This is a genomic window from Gluconobacter sp. P5B12, from assembly GCF_018812035.1.
GTDB lineage: Bacteria > Pseudomonadota > Alphaproteobacteria > Acetobacterales > Acetobacteraceae > Gluconobacter.
Map to the genome: position 1 here is coordinate 203,572 of NZ_JACRVV010000001.1, position 17,095 is coordinate 220,666.

Consider the following 17,095-nt stretch of genomic DNA (forward strand, 5'->3'; position numbering starts at 1 on the left):
CACAAAAATCTGGAGGCTTCATGCTTCTTACAAAAACCCCGGTCGCTGCGGCGACCGTGTCCCGTCACGCGCGCTCTTTCTTCGAGCCCACGGATGACGATCTCGATCTGTATCGCGACATCAGCGTCAGACTGAAGGCGCAACCGCCCTCAAGCCTGTTCCGCTACCTTCAACCGGCGGGGCGTCATCTCATGCAACTCGGTGATGAACGACCTAGTGTCTGGGCCTGTCTCCTGCGCAGGGTCGAGCAGCGCTGGCCGGATCTGCCCAGCCAAGGCTCTGTTGCGTCTGATGGAACCCGGCTGAATTCCGTCCCGGAGCGGATTGCCTATGAGGCGATCAAACCCATTGTTCCGCGGGATGTTGCGCTGGATCTGGAAATCGCCCTCGACCCGTTGCAGCAGCCGCGGTTCTATTCCGATTTCGCCATCCGTTACGGCTCCCGTGTGATGCATATCGAGATCGTGGGCGCCTGCGGTGCGGACCGCGTGACACGCAATGACTGGGAAGCCTATTTGCTGGCGCAGTTTGACCGGCGGCTGGAGGTCTACCGGCAGAAGTGCCTTAAGCCCGAGATCTGGTATCTCAACGATCTTCTTGAGCCAGCGCAGTTACAGGAGCATTTCCTTGCCCTGGTAGCGCAGCTGCGCTTGGGAGGCAGATCATGACCCCTGGTCCGATCCGGCTGCCGCGCTGGCCCGTCACGCGCCTGAAACTGCTCGATATCACGCCGGATCAGAAAGGAGCGCCCTATGCGGGCGCTCCCGTCACGCTGCTGCAAAGGGACGGCTTTGTCGAAGGGCGAAGCCTGCTCTGGTTGAGTGAGCCCCGGCGTTCCTCGGGTCATCTGGAAGAAAGTCCCGACGAGCATGGTCAGCCTGCCTTGACCATCAGCGATCCCCTGTTCCGGGCCCTGATGCCGGTGGATGCCCCGCGACCCTTTGTTCTGGCAGGGTTTCACATGTCGTTCCTGCATCGCGTGCTGGGTGGACCGCAGGACCGGCCGCCTCATGATCTCTGTCTGTACCGGCTCGCACGACAGCGGGCGTCCTGGTTGCGGCCGTGCGGGTTGCAGGAATCCGTCCTCGAACTACGGACAGACCTGATGACAGAACTGACGCGGGACAGCCCTTTCCTGCGTTTGAACTGCGCAGCCGCGCTGCTTGAGACACTGCTGGAATGGGAGCCGCTGAACCGGCTGCTGGTGCTGTCAGGCAATGTCGTCTCTCCACCACCTGGCGAGGAGGAACCTTTCGGCCAGGCCGCAGAGTGGGGCTGTCTGCCTCAAGGCCCCGCCATGCTGGAAGACTGAGTGACCAGCGGAGGCGTCGCCCGTGACTTGGGAAGGTTTGAGAATGTCCTCAGACCCGGACGATGCATCCAGCTCTTCAGCGGCCTGGGTTAACCCCCTCTGCTTGCAACGGCGGAGGGGACTTTCTTTTATTTAGCCTCAGAACAGCCCGCGACCGGTTTTGACAGCCGAAGCATTCATCGTGTGATGCCAGACGACATCGCCGTTGAAGATCACGGTCAGTGTCTTTTCCGTACCATGGGTGCCCTGATGCAGGTCGCCATAGAGCGGAATGAAGTTGGCAGCGTCAGACGAGGCATTGGTGAACGCATAGCGCCACTGCTCATGACCGCTATCGGTGAATGTGCTCTCGCGAGGATCTCCGAACAGGGCCCGGATCTGGTCCTTGGTGGTCACGCCATCATGGATCTTCTGATCGATGGACGCACCGGTCTCGTTTTTGATGGTTTCGTTTCCTTCCGAGGCACAGCCTGTCAGGGCGATCAGCCCGGTGAGAGACAACGTCACGGCAAGGGTTCTGAGAAGACGTGCAGACATGCGGGATCCTTTGCTGTTTTTGCAAAAACAGTCGATGACGGGAAAATTGGAAAAGAGCGGGCGACCTGCCGAAAAACGAACGAACCGTCTCAGTCCAGCCCGCGAAGCCTGCGGCGGTCTTCAGCGGCTTTCAGTTTCCGGAGAAACGGTTCACGCGACCCGCTCCAGACGCTCATGCCCAGAATGAACGCAAAGAGCGGATGCCAGGGCAGAGCCAGGGCGATGCCGCACAAAAGACAGATGCCCGCTCCGAACCACGAGACATATCTCAGCAGAAGCCGCGTCTCGTCTTCCTCGGCACCATACTCTTCGAGATAGGCAGCCAAACGGGCCGCGCGTTTTGCTTCGGTCGCTTCGCTGTACAGACCGTCTGTTGAAGACGTCATGAGCGCTTATCTCCCCCAGTGGGCATGGAAGACGACCCGGATTACCAATGCCGTACCCAGCATCAGAGCCGCGGGCGGCAGAATGTCGCGGGCCTTCAGCCACGCGAACAGCCTGACCGACGACCCCAGCGCCAGAACGAGCAGGAGAAGAACGATCAGGACAAGGAGGATGGAGACGACCATGTCAGACGCCCCCTGACAGGCTAAAACAGGGGGCAGACCAGAAGACACAACGGGACAGAGACATCATCGCCAGCTCCTTGCAGTTCCTGTGTGGCAGGACAGCCCTGCACACAAAGCGAACTCAACGAACCCAATGATCTACGATTTCCCGTGTGTCGTCAATACGGATTCACGCCCGTTTCGAGAAACAGGTTCCCGTATATCAAGAACGCCTCAGGGATGAGGCACGCCGCCGATCCAGACCACTTCGCCGAGCAGTTTGAAGCACTCCAGGCGATCGGCCTCAACGTCCTGAGGCGGGTAGCGATGATTGTCAGCAATCACTCGGACCCCGCCACCGAGTTTGGGGTCAAGGCGACGGATCAGGATGGCGCCAGCACTCTCCAGCGCATAGAGCGCGCTGCCCGTCACGGTCGTGACGCTCCGGTCCACGATGACCAGATCACCCGAGGACAGGGTCGGCTCCATCGCATCGCCTGCATTGCTGATGAGGCAGAGGGACGCAAGATCCCGGGGAATGACGCTCTGCAACCAGTCGCGGCCAATCCGCAGACCGTCTTCATGATGATCATACCAGGGTACGACGATCTGACGGGTCGACGTGGTCTGGACCTCTGGCGCCCCGGAAGGTGAACCGCCAGCCGTGCCAAAGGCGATCCAGTCCAGGGACACGCCGCAGACCCGGGCCAGTGACGCAAGAGCGGAGAATTTCATCTCCCCGCCATTCATGTAGTCTCTCAGGGTCGTATACGGCACGCCCGCCGCCTTGGCGGCATGGGTGATGCCAATACTTTGGGCCGCTTCGCGGAGGCGCTCGCCGCGCTCGCGCATCAGGCGGATCTGGTCGTCCATGAGTTTACGCTTTCGCCTGGAATGTCGGGGCACGCAGAAGTTCCTCATTCGGAAATGAGGCATGAATACGATATTCCGCTTGATATGGAAGTCGGAAAACCGTATCTCTTGGCATCGAAATGTTGCGTGGCCCGTGACTCGTCATCGTCAGATCCTCGCATGAAACCGACATTTTTGTCCAAGGGATTGTCATGCCTGAAGATCCACTGTTGCCACCACCCCGTCCAGCCGGTCTTGAGGACCTGCATGCCGGCCTGCACGATGTCCTGCGTCTGATCGAGATCGAGCATGCGCTGCTCAAAGGGCGGTTGGAGAGCCTTCGGGCGGACACGGAAGGCGCGCGCCTGCTGGAGGGTGTGATGGTGCTCGGGGCCGTGCTGCAGCAGCGGATGGGCGGTCTGCTCCAGCTCTGCCGCGAGGTCGGGAAGCTGTGATGGAACGGTCCATCGGACACAGCGCGTCCTGACCCTGCCGCCTGGCTTCGTCGAAGCCCTGTTGTTCCCTTCCATACGGTCATCAATCTCTTATGTCAGAACACTCAGACCGGTCTTCTGAGCACATTGTGCTGGACGGACACGGCCTTGCGCGTACCGTGCCTTTTGGCACCTATCCGCTGACAGAGGCGCAGAAGAAGATCCGGAAAGTCTTCTTCAACACGCCCTTAGGATACAGCCGTCTGCGACGGCCCTTCATGGAGCGGTTCAAGAAAGACTGCTCCTCAGGTCCTGTTGATGCGACCCTGTTCGGGCTGAAGGTGCGGTTTTATCCGCAGGATAACCAGACGGACGCAAAATCAGCGGTGTGTGGCACGTGCTACAATCATCGCGAGCTGAAATGGCTGCGGCGTCATCTGCCGAAAGGCGGCACGTTTGTGGATGTCGGCGCGAATATGGGGTTCTTCTCCCTCTATGCCGTCCAGCGGGAGGCCCGTGTCATCGCCATCGAGCCGAACCCGATCCTTTTCGAGCGTCTGGCCATCAATATGAGGCTGAACGGGATGCGGGCCGATCTCTTGCGTGTCGCGGTGGGAGATCAGGAGGGCTCTGGTCAGCTCGTGCAGGTGAACGGGGATTTTGGCGGCGGTCGGATCGGTGCAGGGCACGGTGCTGCGGTGCGGATCCGTCCGGTTCTGGACATTCTAAAGGCCTGCGATGTGACCGCCGTGCATGTGCTGAAAATTGACATCGAAGGTTATGAAGACCGGGCGCTGCTACCGTTTTTCCGCGAGGCGCCTGCGACGTTGTGGCCCGATCATATCATTATGGAAGACACCGAGCATGGCCGGTGGGCCCAGGATGTCTTTCCGGTGCTGCGGCGCTGTGGGTATGAACGCCGTTCTCGCAGCCGGGGGAATATCCTGCTCTCAAGGTTCTGAGGGGTGCTGGGTAGGAGAAGTTTGTCAGCTATGGGGGTGAGAACGGAATGTCAGCTTTCCGTTGAAAATAATCAGAAGCAGACATCTATGATGCTAGACCAGGTTTACTTTACAATCCATTCAATTATTATGGCTTCAATTATTTTATAAACGCTCCTCTATAAGAAGGAAACATCATGCGTAATGGATCAAAAATAAGATGAAATTCACAATCATAGACCAGTTCAAGGAAGGTAATGCCACCTGCATCCTTTGCCGGACGAGCCTATCTGAGTATGTACAGTCTCTACCTGACGACTTTAGGGACTACTATGTACAACGAGGCATTGTAGCGAACCGGTTTCTTGACAACCTTTGGGACACACTTGAGAACAATAAGCACATTCCATCAATTGTCCTTGTGTGTGAAGGTCAATCCCCCGAAGCATCTATTAACGACGAAATTGATCAGATAATCTCCTTTAAAATTCTCGACGGCCTACAACGCAGCCACCGTCTAAAGGAAGCTTGGGATGCAGCTAATTTCTATATTTCGATAAAAGATGATTCAGATATTTCCCCGGTGCGAATTGCTAGGCAGTGCGGCAAAGATCTAAAGGAAAAAGGCATCAACTCTGCTTTATTTCAGAAGGTTATAAAAACGGAAAGAAACGGAGTTCGGGCAACTAAATTGTTTGAAAACAACAATATATGGTTAGAACTTTGGTTTGGTCTAACTGATTCTCAACAGATTCAGAAAATGTTGATCCTAAATGCTGGACACAAGTCAGTAAACATTAAACACCAAGTCGAGTTATTGTTTATCGGTTATTTGTCAATTCTCCAGAAAGAATTAGGAGATACAAAGATAATAAGAGAAAATAAGCAAAGCTCAATATCATATAGCAAAGACAGAGAAGCTGGGGGCTTTCATTTCTCTCATCTGATATCTGCTTTCATATCGCTTAACTCTGGCAAGCCCATTATGACCAACGCAGATTTTTCTGCTGAAAGGTCATTTGATGACGTCATTGATAGTGATAACTTACTGGATACCGATAGTGAAATTCTCATATCATTTTCCAGGGTGTTGAAACATCTTGACGCCGCACTTACGGATAAGGAAGGCATAAAGTGGCTTGGACGAGAAGTTGTCTTGGTGGGTATTTTTGGTGCTATTGGTGCTTATGCATATGAGAAAAATTGTTCACTAAAAAACGCACTAGAAAACTTTGACAATAATATTAAGGATTACGTACAAATATTAAACCTATCTGATTTTGAATTTTCTAGAAACAGCCTTGATCTCTCTAAGGTCAATTTAGGATCCGTAAATAGGATTGCTGTATTTAGAGCCACTTTAGATTTTCTCAAGAAAAATAATACCAATGCAATAAAATGGAATTCTTATTTTAGGACTTTGTCATGACAGTCCGGGTTGAGATTGCACGAATTGTCAGGACACTCTTCGAGCAGGATACATCGGCCATCGAGGATTTGCCTGATGAAATTTTAGAGAAAGCCAATGATACTCTTTTGAGTTTGATAGATATTTCTTCAGATATCGAGAATATTTTTTCTGAGAACGGATCAGTCTACATTGATAAAGTAAGCAGCGCGCTGAGTGTATTGGGTGAAATCGGTGTTGATGCTACGTTAGTTTTACCGAAATCAAAAAATCTTATATTTGCATTAGAATTTGCAAATGCACTTACAAGCGAACAACTCGACACTCAAATGAGCCCGCTGCATGTAGATTTTATAATTTACAAAGTAACCTCTATAAATGGTTTGTATTTTACCGATGGAAAGCCATTGTCAAGTTTTGCATATTACAATGCCAAATCTCTCGGTGAATCACTTCAATATCTTGATTTTAGCGCAGTCAATACTGAATTGACTGATGATGAATTCGACCATTCGAGAGAGCTAAATGCAATTATAGTCTCCGCAATTTGCCGCGTAGACGAAGCACTCTCCGGACATCGATGGGTTATGTCGTCTAACCAGAATGAAGAGAAACGCTTGGCTCTTCTACGGTACCACGCGCTACTTTCAGGATATCTTCTTACTGCACCGGTCATGTCCCCTTCCTATTCGGGCACAGAGAACATTGCAGAAACTGTGCAACGTTCTGGACGCTACGAACAGTTTATAGAACCGTTTGAAATGTTGAGCGAGATTAATAGCCGCAGCACTGTGCTAGATGCATTTTTAAGCACTTACCATTCGCTGGAAAATTATATGATAAGAGCCAAAATAGTAGAGGTCGAGCGCGCTCATCAATCTCAAACCTTGTTCGGTGTGCGCCAGTTTCGCAGCATCTACTCCGCTGTCGATAAAACTGAACAAGACAATTTTAGGAATTTGTTTAAAATATGCAAGAGCCTTATAATTGGCGGATTGAGTCTTGAGAATTACGTTATTGGCCAAGTTAATGCATTAATAGCCTTACTCGGACCACAGGGTCTTGCAGAACCTAATCTTTTAAATTTTTTCAATGCCCTGATGATAGCCTCGCCGAGCGGCCTCAGCGAGCCTCAATGCCGCATTAACTTAATCGCCAACCTTATTTACAAGATAAGATGTTCTATCGTTCACAACAAGGAATCAGAATATCATCTATCAAATCGTGAGCTCAGTAATACAACGATCCTTAATACGATCACCATACTGTGTATCCCAGTCATGAGAAGGATTGCATACGGCCTTCCTGCTGTTACGCATGGAAATCCAATCGAGTATTCTCGAAAGGAAATATCTCTTTACTGAAAAGTAGATTTACATAGGAAATATTTTTATGATTAGTGCATTTTTTATTGATAGGTATTGGATAATTGTTTTGGTCTGATAGGACGTAATTAGATGTTTTAAATTATCCACCTGGCGCGGCCACGGGGTTACGTTACCATTGCGATGTCGACTTATTTTTTTACAGCATTAGCTCAGTCTTGGTGAGTATGTCCGGTTTAAGGAAATACAGCTCCTCAGCTTTTTGTCCTACATGACGGCGTCTGCCGCCTGTCTGGTTCACATCCCTGACCAGAAAGACGGATCAGTACGTCGACGTACCTGCCTCGAGCCAAGCGCCACTTGAAAACGGAGGTTATCAATGCAGGCACGGTTCGATATTCCTCGGCTCCAAATCACCAGCTAAACTGATTAGATATAATTTTTAGATTGGACGCGAAGATTCTGATGGCCCTCTCTCAGATACAGGTTATTCGTTCGCTTGGGGATGCTTTGGGTTGGCTTGAAAAGGAAATCCAATGGGGCGTCAATCCTGCCGAATTACGCCACCTAACCGGCCGAATTGGCGAACTGTACGTCGCCATGAAAACCCGTGGCCAAATGGCACCAGAAGTCAATCAGAAGGGCTACGATGTTGTTTCAGCCGAAGGCGAACAGATATCCGTCAAAACTGTCACGTCTACCCAACACGTCAGATTTAACAGAAACACGTTCGATGTCGTTCACCGTGTCGTCGTTCTACGATTAAATTTTGATGATGATGACATATCAATCGAAGAGGTCGTTGATATGTCATCATCTGATTTTCGTGCCTTATGCCGTGAAGGAGAAGGCGTCTATATTTACTCCCCACGTCGACAAAAAGTCTCCGTGCCCATACATGATCAGAGCGTCGTTCAGGAAGCTTCCTATGGAGCTTGCAAGGTAATCGAATATGAAAGCGGCACAATCCAAGTGGAAAAAGACGGTATTCCCGAGAGGATCACAAAGCCGGCTTTGCGTGAACTAGCCACATCATTAAATGTCAATCTTCTCAATAATACAGGAAATAAGAAAAATACCCGCCAGCTTGGATCTGAAGTGATTTCGGCTATCAAGGCTTTAGAGAAACCATAAACTTCCAGAGTTTGAAAGTGCCCGCTGACATAACCATAACGGATTGAACAAATCATGTCCGTTATCCGGTGAGCGCTAAATCACACTGAACGGCTCACACGTAGGCGACAGCAGACCTGCCGCTGTCGCCCTTATCTTGGCCAATCAGGAAGCTTGAGTAATTTCCCCGAAAGCTGTTTCTAGTTATAATATCACGGCGTGTGCTGAGTGCATGCGCTCTATTCTAGATCGAAACGGAATCCAAATAAACCGCCGGTTTCGTCGTCAGTCAGTTTCACCCGGTTCACGTAAGGCTTGAACGAAACGTCGCTTGCACGGTCAGCCTTGTCGAATTCGTCGCTGTTGAGCGCTACGATGTATTGTCCGCCTATTTCCTCGGCGATTGTCATTCCATAGACCAGTGCCTGCGCGACCTGCCTAGAGTCCACTCCATCGAACAGGTGACTGTCATGCACGAGTATCCGGGGCCCCGGCTCAAAGCGGTCGTATGCGATACGAAGGAGTGCAGTGTCGAAACAAAAGAGCTTCATCATATCAATGCCGCCCTTATTGCCGCCACCCTGAATCTCGATCCTGAATCTTGGGCCAGTGCGCGACGCTTCGATGATCAGGTTGCCAGTGCGATCATCATAGAGCTTCGTGATTGCGTGGTCGACTAGAACGGTCGCCCGTTTGATGCAGCCTTCTGCCTGCTCGTAGCTGTGCTGGAGCGTCAGTTCCAGATCTGCGACCTCGGCCTTGAGTTGAGTTTTGCTGCTCTCAAGCGTTGCGGCGTGCTGAAGCTTACTGCGGAGGGTTTCAGCGCGGCTCACCTGTTCTCCGAACTGCTCCTGCAGGCGAATGAGGTCTTCGAATGCCCCCGTACCCTCAAGTGTCTGAAGGATGCCAGTTCGGTTATCCGCGGCGTCTTTAAGCTCGTGGCTTAGATCGTCGCGCCGGGCGACGACCTCGTCGATCTGCTTTTGGAGGTACAGGCGTCGATTGGTCGCGACCGAGGCCTGAAACGCCTTAACTTCATCGAAACGGCGTAGCGCGACGTCAGGAAGCTCGACGCCGACCGCGGCATAGAGCCGTTCCACATCGGCATAGCCGGGTGGTGTCTCCTGCTCAAGCGCCTTGGTGATATAGTCTACTGCCGATTTCGCTTCGGCGAGTGCGAAGGTGATTTCGTTGGCACGATCCTTCAGTGCCGACGCCTGAGCGGCGAGTTCGCGATAGCTCTCATGGACCTGAAAGTTGTCGACCTGCACCCGGAGCTTCTCGACCTGATCTTCAACCCGTGCCAACTCGGGTCGGATCTCCGCAGTGGAACCGAATATATGTCCGAGATCTCCATCCTTGATCGCCTTTCTCAGTGCATCAATTACCTTCTTGCGATCCCGCATGTTTTGAAATTTGCGGGCGACGCGCCAATCAAGGCCCAGTAGGTAGGACAGGGAAACCTGCCAGCTGCTTGGCTGCTGGTCTCCGCTATTCTTCTCGATGGTGCTGAATCCGCCGACCTTTCGCCGGCGCGCGAAATATCCGACCAGCTGCCGAAAAGTTGGAGCTCCCTTGGCATCTAAGCTTGAGTCACGCTGGTGCACCGGCAGGCCGAACCAGAGAGAGCCCAGGATTTCCTTCCAGCTATCGAGCGAGATCGTAGTCGGCGTGTCGTCGCTATCGAACACATCCCGTAGCGAAGCGAGACCGAGCGCCTCGGCATCCGCCGAGGACAAGGTTATCTTATCGTCGCTGGCACCGGAGCGAGTGGCACGCACCCAGCGTCCCCCAAGCAGGAGTTCGACTGTGAAGCTATGGTTGATCAGCGCCTCGTGCTTGAAGAGCGACGCCTTTCCGGCTTCGCTGCCGAGCAAGAAGTGAAGGATTTCGACCAAACTCGTCTTGCCTGCCGAGTTGCGGGTGTGTCGGTCCGTAGAGCGCTCAGCGACATCGGCCAGAAGAATGTTGAGGCCGGGACTAAATTTAAGAGCCTTAAACGTAGGCAACGTGCTGCTGATGGAGCGGATCATGCCGCCAACCTTCTGCTCAGCAGATCGCCATCCAGATCGATAGCCCGGATGGCGTAGAGTAAGGACAGTGCCAGAACGAACCAGTCGAACGGCAACGGCGAAGCGTTCTCACGCTCTGCCCTGCGCGATCGCACGGTTTCCCAAACCGAGGACACAGAGCTCCGTTCATCAAGGGCGGCGAGGATTTCGCCGCCGATCGTGAGGAGCGCCCTGTCGGGTTGGAGATTTTTGGTCGGCAGAATCATGCCGCTACCTGCGTTACTGGCTTATCCTCAAAAATCATGCATTTCTCGAATAGATAGGCCAACAAGCTCCATACCGCGGCGTCAAGGGCGGCAGACGTCCTGTGTCCGCCAGCTGAGAAATCGTACAGATTGAAGAGAATATCGTCGGGATCGAGGCTCTGTGCCTTCAGTTCCAAGTACTTACCCTTAAAAGCGCCAGCGAGGTCACTCTCGAGCATGGGATCCTGATGGTCTTGGATCAGCTTAGCTACGCGGGCAGCGTTCTGCATACCCTTCACGATCCGGTCCTGCGAATGAGCAGACAAGCCGTTGAAGTGCAGCTTCTGCTGGGGAACCTCCAAGGGGGCATCGTCCGGGGCTTGACGATGATCCACGACTTTCATGGTGCTATCGACGACGGCCAGCACAACCGACGGCTGAAGTGCACGAAAATCTTCGTCACTCGCGGCATCTCCAACAAGTTCGGTGATCGTTTCGGCATCCAGGGAAAGTAACGCAGCCTCGAATTGCTCCTTCCCGAACAAGTCGATTGCAATCGCGCTATGTTGAGCACGCAGTTCTAGGATCTTCTGAACGATTTGTGCTGGGGGCTGTTCGACATAATTATGGACGAACTTCCAAACCTTGAGCGTCGACCAGTATTTGAGCGCCCCGGCGAAGTCTGTGCCGACTTTGGCAACGGCTGTCTTCATGGCTGCCTCAGTCGCGTTCGCACCTGCATTGACCGGCCCATAACAAGCGAAAATAGTCAGCGGATTCTGCAGAAGTCCATCGCATTGAAGGTCACCGCGAGAGTAGTCTGTACCTATGGGCTGGAAATTGTCGCCGTGAATCACCTTCATCAGTTCGGTGAGGAACTCCTGAAGCCGTATACCCTTTGCTCTTCGCAGCTTCAGTTCCAGTGCCGTCCGGATGGCTTTCTTGCGCGATGCCGAATGCGTCAAAGTCAAACCTCACCCTGATCTTGGCCCATTGCGATCCGCTGGGGACTATGAACGCGAAGTCTCCGCGATTCAAGCACCTCTCAAAGCCAGCGGCCACGTAAAGCGTCTGCTTTTGGTATGAACCCGTAGTGCTCACAATGTCCCAAATGAGGGCGTAAGCGGGAGGTCTGCTTAGCCCGTCGTAAGCAGACAGGCGACAATCGCCCTCTTTCCGGACACCAGGGCAAGATCCGCTGCCCCCCTCGATCCGACGTAATTCATCGCTGTTCGGGAGAAGTCTTCATCGAGCTATGCAGCTATGAAAACCGACGAGTTGATGTATAATTCTAACGGTTTCACGCTCGCCCTTTGAGCATAATAAGGAGTGCCTTCGCATTGAGTAATATAGTCAAATATGCAGGGTGGGCATTCAACCCCGCAGGTATGCTAATTACTGAAGCGCTCAAAGCTGCCACCAAAAATATCGATAAAGCTGCTGATAAAGGCGTCGAGGAACTGCAGGCTGAAATCACGAAGCAGGAAATGCGCCTACAGTTTGAGCAGAAGCAAGCAAAGATTGCTCAAGAGTTAGCCATAGCGCAGCGTATATCCGAAGCCGAAACCGTAGAAATCGAAGAATTCTACGATCTGTCAGGAAAATTTAAGGCGGGGGTCAGCGTAGATGAGAAAGCCGTACAGGTCGGTCTGAGTGGCGATGCTGCTCGCGTGAGTAAGAGGATCTATACCTTCAAGGGCAGAATTCTGGCGTTGAATGATGCGCCTCCGTCAGCGGAAAACTGATCCCAGTGATCTTATACCCGTTGCTTCTCACGATCTACGATAGGTAACGGCGGCGTCCCTCGGACGTGCGCTATCCGACGAGGCAGATTTAGCGTCAGTCCATACAGATAACTTGGCTTGGCCGCTCGACCTAAGCAAGTTGGGTGAACCGCGTTAACGTCCGCTTTCAAAGCGTGCAGTCGCAAAGCGGACAGACCGGCTTCCCCCCCCAAATAAGACGCCTGTGGCTTACCTAACACTCCCTGCCCATAGCGGTGCGAACTCCTCGGCCTGCCTGAGAATATTCTGCACCGCTTCATCCTGCATATCTGGTGGGTAGCCGTACTTCCGGAGTAGGCGTTTGACCGCCGTGCGCATTCTCGCGCGTGTCGGGGCCATGACGTTCCAGTCCACCGTCGCATTCTCACGAATGGTCCTGACCAGGGCCGCCGCGATCACGCGCAGGCCCGGATCGCCCATCGCTTCGCGGGCATTGTCATTCCGCGCAAGGGCGTCATAGAACGCCACTTCCTCCGGCGTCAGCCCGAGTTCTTCTCCTCGTGAGCGGGCCGCCGCCATTTCATGCGCCAGCCGAATGAGTTCATCAAGGATCTGCGCGGACGTCAGAGCATTGGTGTGATACCGGCCGACCGCCTGCTCAAGGCGCGTCGAGAAGGCCTCGGCTTCGGTCAGGTTGGACCGGCTGCGACTGCGGATCTGGCCTTCCAGCAGCTTTCGCAGCGCCTCGATAGCCAGATTGCGCTGGGGCATTTCCCGGACTTCCTGAAGAAATCCGTCGGATAGGATGGAAATGTCCGGCCGACCAATCCCGGCAGCTTCCATGATGTCGATGATATCCGTGGACACCACGGCCCGGCTGACCAACTGCCTGATCGCCAGTTCGCGCTCTTGCGGGCTCTTCCTATCTGAGTCATCCCCGCTCTGTTTCACCAGAGCCGCCCGTACGGCCTCGAAAAACCCGACTTCATCCCGCAAGGCTGCGGCCTGATCACTGGCAGAGGCCAGCGCAAAGGCGACCGAAAGCGTCTTGACCGCCTCGGGAAAGCGTTTCTGCGCTGCCTTGCGCGCTTCATCACTCGTCGCCTGCGCACTCTCCCGCTGCTGCTGGCCGAGCACATGATCTAGCGCGCCCGCCATGATCGTGAGCTTCACCCTGGCAGACGTGCCGGGAACAAGGGCAGGGCGGTAATCAAACCCGCTGGCCTGTTCGGGATTGAACATCGCCCGGACAATCTCATAGCGCTCCTGCAAAGCCCGGATGGCCTCGGCCTCATCAATGCCGACCTGCTCCCGGTCTCCGGCGGAGTATTCGCCAAGCGCGGCCTTCAGGTTCTGCGCGAGGCCGATATAATCTACGACCAGACCACCCGGCTTGCCTTTGAACACCCGGTTCACGCGGGCAATGGCCTGCATCAGACCATGACCACGCATGGGCTTGTCCACATACATCGTGTGCATGGACGGCACGTCGAACCCCGTCAGCCACATGTCCCGGACGATCACCAGCTTTAGCGGGTCAGCGTTGTCCTTCATGCGCTTGGCCAGCAATTCGCGTCTTGTCCTGGGGCGCTTGCCGATATGTGGCTGGAACCCGGCGGGATCGGCCGAACTGCCCGTCATCACGACCTTGATGACGCCTTCGTTGTCGTCGTCGCTGTGCCAGTCCGGACGCAGACGGATGATCTCGTCATAAAGCGCCACGCAGATGGCCCGGCTCATGCCGACGATCATGCCCTTGCCGTCCAGCGCCTCCAGCCGGTTTTCGAAATGCCGGACCAGATCTTCGGCCACGCGCTTCAGACGCGGCTCCGCGCCGACCAGCGCTTCAACCCGCGAGTATTTCTGGCTGAGCCTCTGCTCCTCGCTCTCCGACAAGCCCTCGACGATCCCGGCCAGCTCGTCGTCAAGCTCTTCTTTGACGTCCCCATCCAGTTCGATGCGGACCAGACGGCTTTCGTAATAGATCGGGACCGTCGCGCCGTCTTCCACCGCCTGCGCGATGTCGTAGATGTCGATGTAATCGCCGAAGATCGCACGGGTGTTTACGTCCGCAGTTTCAATCGGCGTGCCAGTAAAGCCGATGAAGGAGGCGTTGGGCAGAGCGTCTCGCATGTGTTTGGCAAAACCGTAGGAGACCTTGCCCGTCTCGCGGTTGAATTTCGCTTCCAGCCCGTACTGGCTGCGATGCGCTTCATCCGCCATGACCACGATGTTCCGCCGGTCCGTCAGCAGAGGCACGGTCTCTTCGTCGCCCTCGGGCTGGAACTTCTGCAACGTGGTGAAGATCACGCCACCGGACGCCCGCCGGAGCAGTTTGCGCAGATCGTCCCGGCTGTCCGCCTGTTCCGGTGTCTGACGCAGAAGCGCCTGTGCGCCGGAGAAGGTTGCGAACAACTGATCGTCCAGATCGTTGCGGTCGGTCAGAACGACGATCGTCGGGTTTTCCATCTCCGGATGGCGGGCGATGACCCCGGCATAGAACGTCATCAGCAGGCTTTTGCCCGAACCCTGCGTATGCCAGATGACGCCAGCCTTGCGGTCGCCACCCTGTGCCGTGGCCCGGACGGTCTGCGCCACGGCTTTGCGGCAGGCATGGAACTGGTGATAGGCGGCCAGAATCTTGATCGGGCCGCCGTTCATCTCCGTGAACAGCACGAAGTCCCGCACCAGAGCGAGCAGCCAGCGCGGGGTGAACACGCCGCGCAACACGGTTTCCATTTCCTGATGGTTCTTTGCCACCAGTTCTTCACCATCCACCGTGCGCCACGGCATGAACCGCTCGCGGTCCGCCGTGAGCGAGCCGACGCGGGCCTCGGTGCCGTCCGAGATCACCAGCACTTCGTTGAAGCGGAACAGGGACGGGATGAAGGCGCGATAGGTCTGGAACTGGTTCCAGGCGGAATCCAGCGTGGCGTTCTCGGAACTCGGGCTTTTCAGTTCGATGACGCCCAGAGGCAGGCCGTTGACGAAGAGCACGAGATCGGGCCGCCGGTTGGCTTCGTCCTTCTCCACCACGAACTGACGCACGGCGAGAAAGTCGTTGCGCTCGGGATGGGCGAAATCGACCAGCCGCGCCCGGTCTCCGGATTGCGTGCCGTCCTCGCGCACCACGTCCACGGGAACGCCATTGACCAGATACCCATGCAGACGGTGGTTTTCGTCCACGACATCCGGCGTGTCTTCCCGGCGAAGGGCCAGCAGGGCTTCATCCCGCGCGGCCTGTGACAGATGCGGGTTCAGGCGGTCAATGGTGGCCCGAAGGCGGGCGGCCAGAATGACGTCCGATAACGAAGCGCGTTCGGGATGGGCACCGCCGGGGGAAATCTCTGGCCCGGTGGTGACGGTGTAGCCACATTCCCGCAGGATCTCGCAGGCCCAGTCCTCGATCTCGTTTTCGGACAGGAAGCTCATAGCGCGTCGGCCAGCATTTTTTCAGCGTCACGAATGCGGATTTCGCCGGACATCAGTTTCGGGAGGAGCAGGTCGCGGAGTTGGGCGAGTGTGCGGGATTCTGTTTCATTTGACACGATTTTTTCAAGCCAAAATCCGGCCTTCTCATCGAAAACGCGAAGGACATCTGAGGACGGAACAATCGTCTCAATCGGACGGAAATTGGCTTTGCTGATTTCCTGAAACGTCGATCCATTCGCCTTCTGATGAATCGTTTCCATATTCGCCAGCGTCCATAGCCATATAAATGTATTGCTCAGGCGTTTTTGACAGACCATGGCGATAAAGCCTTGGTTAATTGCCACGGGAACCTGTGTAATGGCCGTGTAGCCAATCGGTGCGCGCGATGAAAGAAGGACTGTTCCGACAGGAAGTAGTCCCGAACTTATCTGAGAAAGTCCTTCTTCGGTTATTTTGCGTTCTGTTTCCAATAGAACCGGATTGCGTAGTGAAGAGAGGTCTTTTGGGGTGGCCCAAAAAATCTCGCCACTCCAGAAGGCGGGATTTTTGGTGCTGGGCGTTGATCCACCGACAACATCGACTTCCTGCCCGACCGTTGAACTCGTCCACCCCTTCGGCTTCCCCTCATCATCCAGCCTGTTGGGGAAAAGCTCCCAGAGTTCGGGGGCGAGGTAAGGCGTTTGCCCGGCCATTTTTGCCCGTGTCGGGCCGAAATCGACAAACCAGTCCCGAAACAAGGCCCGCGCCATCGCCTCCAGCGTCTCGTTCGTCCGACGGTTGAGGTCGATCTTGTCGTCGAGGGCACCGAGAACGGAGGCTATTTGTCTGCGCTTTTCAAGGAGCGGAGTTGCACAAACCGTTCTTTGTAGAACACCTTGATTGATAAGAGGCTGCCCGGAGCCCGACGACAATCGCGATAGGTTTAAATTTAGCAGTGCGTAATACCAAAATCGATCATCGCCATTTTTGGATTTGCATATGATTGCATTATCAGTAACCCAGCATGGGATATTGCTGTAGTATAAACTGCCGCAATAAGAACCAACTCTTCCAATTATTATTGTATTTTCTGAGCTATTGTTTTGATCGGATTTTCCAATAATCCCATTCGACCCATAGACGAAAAATTCTCCGCTATCACTACGTTCGGGAGAGCTTTTACCATTTCTGAATTCTAAGTTTTCTGACAGAGGAAGAAGTGAGAAATGCATT

The 17,095-nt window shown here is 54.2% G+C and carries 17 protein-coding genes; 8 read left to right on the plus strand and 9 right to left on the minus strand.

Annotated features, from left to right (window positions below):
- Positions 1–20: 20 nt before the first annotated feature.
- On the plus strand, positions 21–668 hold the full coding sequence (locus tag KP702_RS00825) for a hypothetical protein (RefSeq protein ID WP_215768364.1): 648 nt from the start codon (positions 21–23) through the stop codon (positions 666–668).
- On the plus strand, positions 665–1,312 hold the full coding sequence (locus tag KP702_RS00830; RefSeq protein ID WP_215768365.1) for a hypothetical protein: 648 nt from the start codon (positions 665–667) through the stop codon (positions 1,310–1,312). Before KP702_RS00825 ends, KP702_RS00830 begins: the two co-directional genes overlap by 4 nt.
- 138 nt (positions 1,313–1,450) lie before the next feature.
- On the opposite strand, the gene KP702_RS00835 is transcribed toward KP702_RS00830, so the two are convergent.
- The 4 genes from KP702_RS00835 to KP702_RS00850 all read right to left on the minus strand — a co-directional run bounded on the left by KP702_RS00835 (position 1,451) and on the right by KP702_RS00850 (position 3,270).
- Entirely contained in the window at positions 1,451–1,849 is a 399-nt protein-coding gene (locus tag KP702_RS00835) for an outer membrane protein assembly factor BamE (protein ID WP_215768366.1), read from the minus strand.
- Positions 1,850–1,938: 89 nt separating this feature from the next.
- The gene (locus KP702_RS00840; RefSeq protein ID WP_215768367.1) at positions 1,939–2,235 is read right to left on the minus strand and encodes a hypothetical protein; all 297 of its coding nucleotides are present in this window, start codon (positions 2,233–2,235) and stop codon (positions 1,939–1,941) included.
- 6 nt (positions 2,236–2,241) lie between these two features.
- A complete protein-coding gene (locus KP702_RS00845) occupies positions 2,242–2,418 on the minus strand; it encodes a hypothetical protein (protein ID WP_194285332.1) in 177 nt (58 codons plus the stop codon).
- A gap of 213 nt (positions 2,419–2,631) precedes the next feature.
- Positions 2,632–3,270, minus strand: coding sequence for a LexA family transcriptional regulator (locus KP702_RS00850; protein WP_215768369.1), 639 nt, complete (start codon positions 3,268–3,270; stop codon positions 2,632–2,634).
- A gap of 191 nt (positions 3,271–3,461) precedes the next feature.
- On the opposite strand from KP702_RS00850, the gene KP702_RS00855 reads away from it, so the two are divergent.
- The 5 genes from KP702_RS00855 to KP702_RS00875 all read left to right on the plus strand — a co-directional run bounded on the left by KP702_RS00855 (position 3,462) and on the right by KP702_RS00875 (position 8,491).
- Positions 3,462–3,704: a hypothetical protein gene (locus tag KP702_RS00855; protein WP_007284186.1), complete on the plus strand. Its 243-nt coding sequence runs from the start codon at positions 3,462–3,464 to the stop codon at positions 3,702–3,704.
- 92 nt (positions 3,705–3,796) lie between these two features.
- Positions 3,797–4,645 carry an FkbM family methyltransferase gene (locus KP702_RS00860; protein WP_215768370.1) on the plus strand — a complete coding sequence of 283 codons (849 nt, stop codon included), beginning with the start codon at positions 3,797–3,799 and terminating at the stop codon, positions 4,643–4,645.
- A 199-nt stretch (positions 4,646–4,844) separates the two neighbouring features.
- Positions 4,845–6,053, plus strand: a complete 1,209-nt coding sequence (locus KP702_RS00865) for a hypothetical protein (protein WP_215768371.1) — start codon at positions 4,845–4,847, stop codon at positions 6,051–6,053.
- Positions 6,050–7,396, plus strand: coding sequence for a hypothetical protein (locus tag KP702_RS00870; protein ID WP_215768372.1), 1,347 nt, complete (start codon positions 6,050–6,052; stop codon positions 7,394–7,396). The genes KP702_RS00865 and KP702_RS00870 overlap by 4 nt, the downstream gene beginning before the upstream one ends.
- 426 nt (positions 7,397–7,822) lie before the next feature.
- A complete protein-coding gene (locus tag KP702_RS00875) occupies positions 7,823–8,491 on the plus strand; it encodes a DUF6998 domain-containing protein (protein WP_215768373.1) in 669 nt (222 codons plus the stop codon).
- 218 nt (positions 8,492–8,709) lie between these two features.
- Here the strand turns inward: KP702_RS00875 and KP702_RS00880 are convergent, their stop codons facing one another.
- The 3 genes from KP702_RS00880 to KP702_RS00890 are packed head-to-tail and all read right to left on the minus strand — an operon-like array spanning position 8,710 to position 11,698.
- On the minus strand, positions 8,710–10,503 hold the full coding sequence (locus tag KP702_RS00880; RefSeq protein ID WP_215768374.1) for an ABC-three component system protein: 1,794 nt from the start codon (positions 10,501–10,503) through the stop codon (positions 8,710–8,712).
- Positions 10,500–10,748, minus strand: coding sequence for an ABC-three component system middle component 6 (locus KP702_RS00885; protein ID WP_215768375.1), 249 nt, complete (start codon positions 10,746–10,748; stop codon positions 10,500–10,502). The genes KP702_RS00880 and KP702_RS00885 overlap by 4 nt, the downstream gene beginning before the upstream one ends.
- Positions 10,745–11,698, minus strand: a complete 954-nt coding sequence (locus tag KP702_RS00890; RefSeq protein WP_215768376.1) for an ABC-three component system protein — start codon at positions 11,696–11,698, stop codon at positions 10,745–10,747. Before KP702_RS00890 ends, KP702_RS00885 begins: the two co-directional genes overlap by 4 nt.
- A 369-nt stretch (positions 11,699–12,067) precedes the next feature.
- On the opposite strand from KP702_RS00890, the gene KP702_RS00895 reads away from it, so the two are divergent.
- Positions 12,068–12,472 (plus strand): hypothetical protein, encoded by a 405-nt coding sequence (locus KP702_RS00895; protein ID WP_215768377.1) that lies wholly within the window; start codon positions 12,068–12,070, stop codon positions 12,470–12,472.
- Positions 12,473–12,700: 228 nt separating this feature from the next.
- Here the strand turns inward: KP702_RS00895 and KP702_RS00900 are convergent, their stop codons facing one another.
- Positions 12,701–15,883, minus strand: a complete 3,183-nt coding sequence (locus KP702_RS00900) for a type I restriction endonuclease subunit R (protein ID WP_215768378.1) — start codon at positions 15,881–15,883, stop codon at positions 12,701–12,703.
- The gene (locus KP702_RS00905) at positions 15,880–17,094 is read right to left on the minus strand and encodes a restriction endonuclease subunit S (protein WP_215768379.1); all 1,215 of its coding nucleotides are present in this window, start codon (positions 17,092–17,094) and stop codon (positions 15,880–15,882) included. The genes KP702_RS00900 and KP702_RS00905 overlap by 4 nt, the downstream gene beginning before the upstream one ends.
- Position 17,095: the final 1 nt, after the last annotated feature.

Excerpts from the sequence above, each read along its gene's own strand:
- KP702_RS00825 (WP_215768364.1), top strand. The coding sequence starts at position 21 with ATGCTTCTTACAAAAACCCCGGTCGCTGCGGCGACCGTGTCCCGTCAC.
- KP702_RS00830 (WP_215768365.1), top strand. The coding sequence starts at position 665 with ATGACCCCTGGTCCGATCCGGCTGCCGCGCTGGCCCGTCACGCGCCTG.
- KP702_RS00835 (WP_215768366.1), bottom strand. The coding sequence starts at position 1,849 with ATGTCTGCACGTCTTCTCAGAACCCTTGCCGTGACGTTGTCTCTCACC.
- KP702_RS00840 (WP_215768367.1), bottom strand. The coding sequence starts at position 2,235 with ATGACGTCTTCAACAGACGGTCTGTACAGCGAAGCGACCGAAGCAAAA.
- KP702_RS00845 (WP_194285332.1), bottom strand. The coding sequence starts at position 2,418 with ATGGTCGTCTCCATCCTCCTTGTCCTGATCGTTCTTCTCCTGCTCGTT.
- KP702_RS00850 (WP_215768369.1), bottom strand. The coding sequence starts at position 3,270 with ATGGACGACCAGATCCGCCTGATGCGCGAGCGCGGCGAGCGCCTCCGC.
- KP702_RS00855 (WP_007284186.1), top strand. The coding sequence starts at position 3,462 with ATGCCTGAAGATCCACTGTTGCCACCACCCCGTCCAGCCGGTCTTGAG.
- KP702_RS00860 (WP_215768370.1), top strand. The coding sequence starts at position 3,797 with ATGTCAGAACACTCAGACCGGTCTTCTGAGCACATTGTGCTGGACGGA.
- KP702_RS00865 (WP_215768371.1), top strand. The coding sequence starts at position 4,845 with ATGAAATTCACAATCATAGACCAGTTCAAGGAAGGTAATGCCACCTGC.
- KP702_RS00870 (WP_215768372.1), top strand. The coding sequence starts at position 6,050 with ATGACAGTCCGGGTTGAGATTGCACGAATTGTCAGGACACTCTTCGAG.
- KP702_RS00875 (WP_215768373.1), top strand. The coding sequence starts at position 7,823 with ATGGCCCTCTCTCAGATACAGGTTATTCGTTCGCTTGGGGATGCTTTG.
- KP702_RS00880 (WP_215768374.1), bottom strand. The coding sequence starts at position 10,503 with ATGATCCGCTCCATCAGCAGCACGTTGCCTACGTTTAAGGCTCTTAAA.
- KP702_RS00885 (WP_215768375.1), bottom strand. The coding sequence starts at position 10,748 with ATGATTCTGCCGACCAAAAATCTCCAACCCGACAGGGCGCTCCTCACG.
- KP702_RS00900 (WP_215768378.1), bottom strand. The coding sequence starts at position 15,883 with ATGAGCTTCCTGTCCGAAAACGAGATCGAGGACTGGGCCTGCGAGATC.
- KP702_RS00905 (WP_215768379.1), bottom strand. The coding sequence starts at position 17,094 with ATGCATTTCTCACTTCTTCCTCTGTCAGAAAACTTAGAATTCAGAAAT.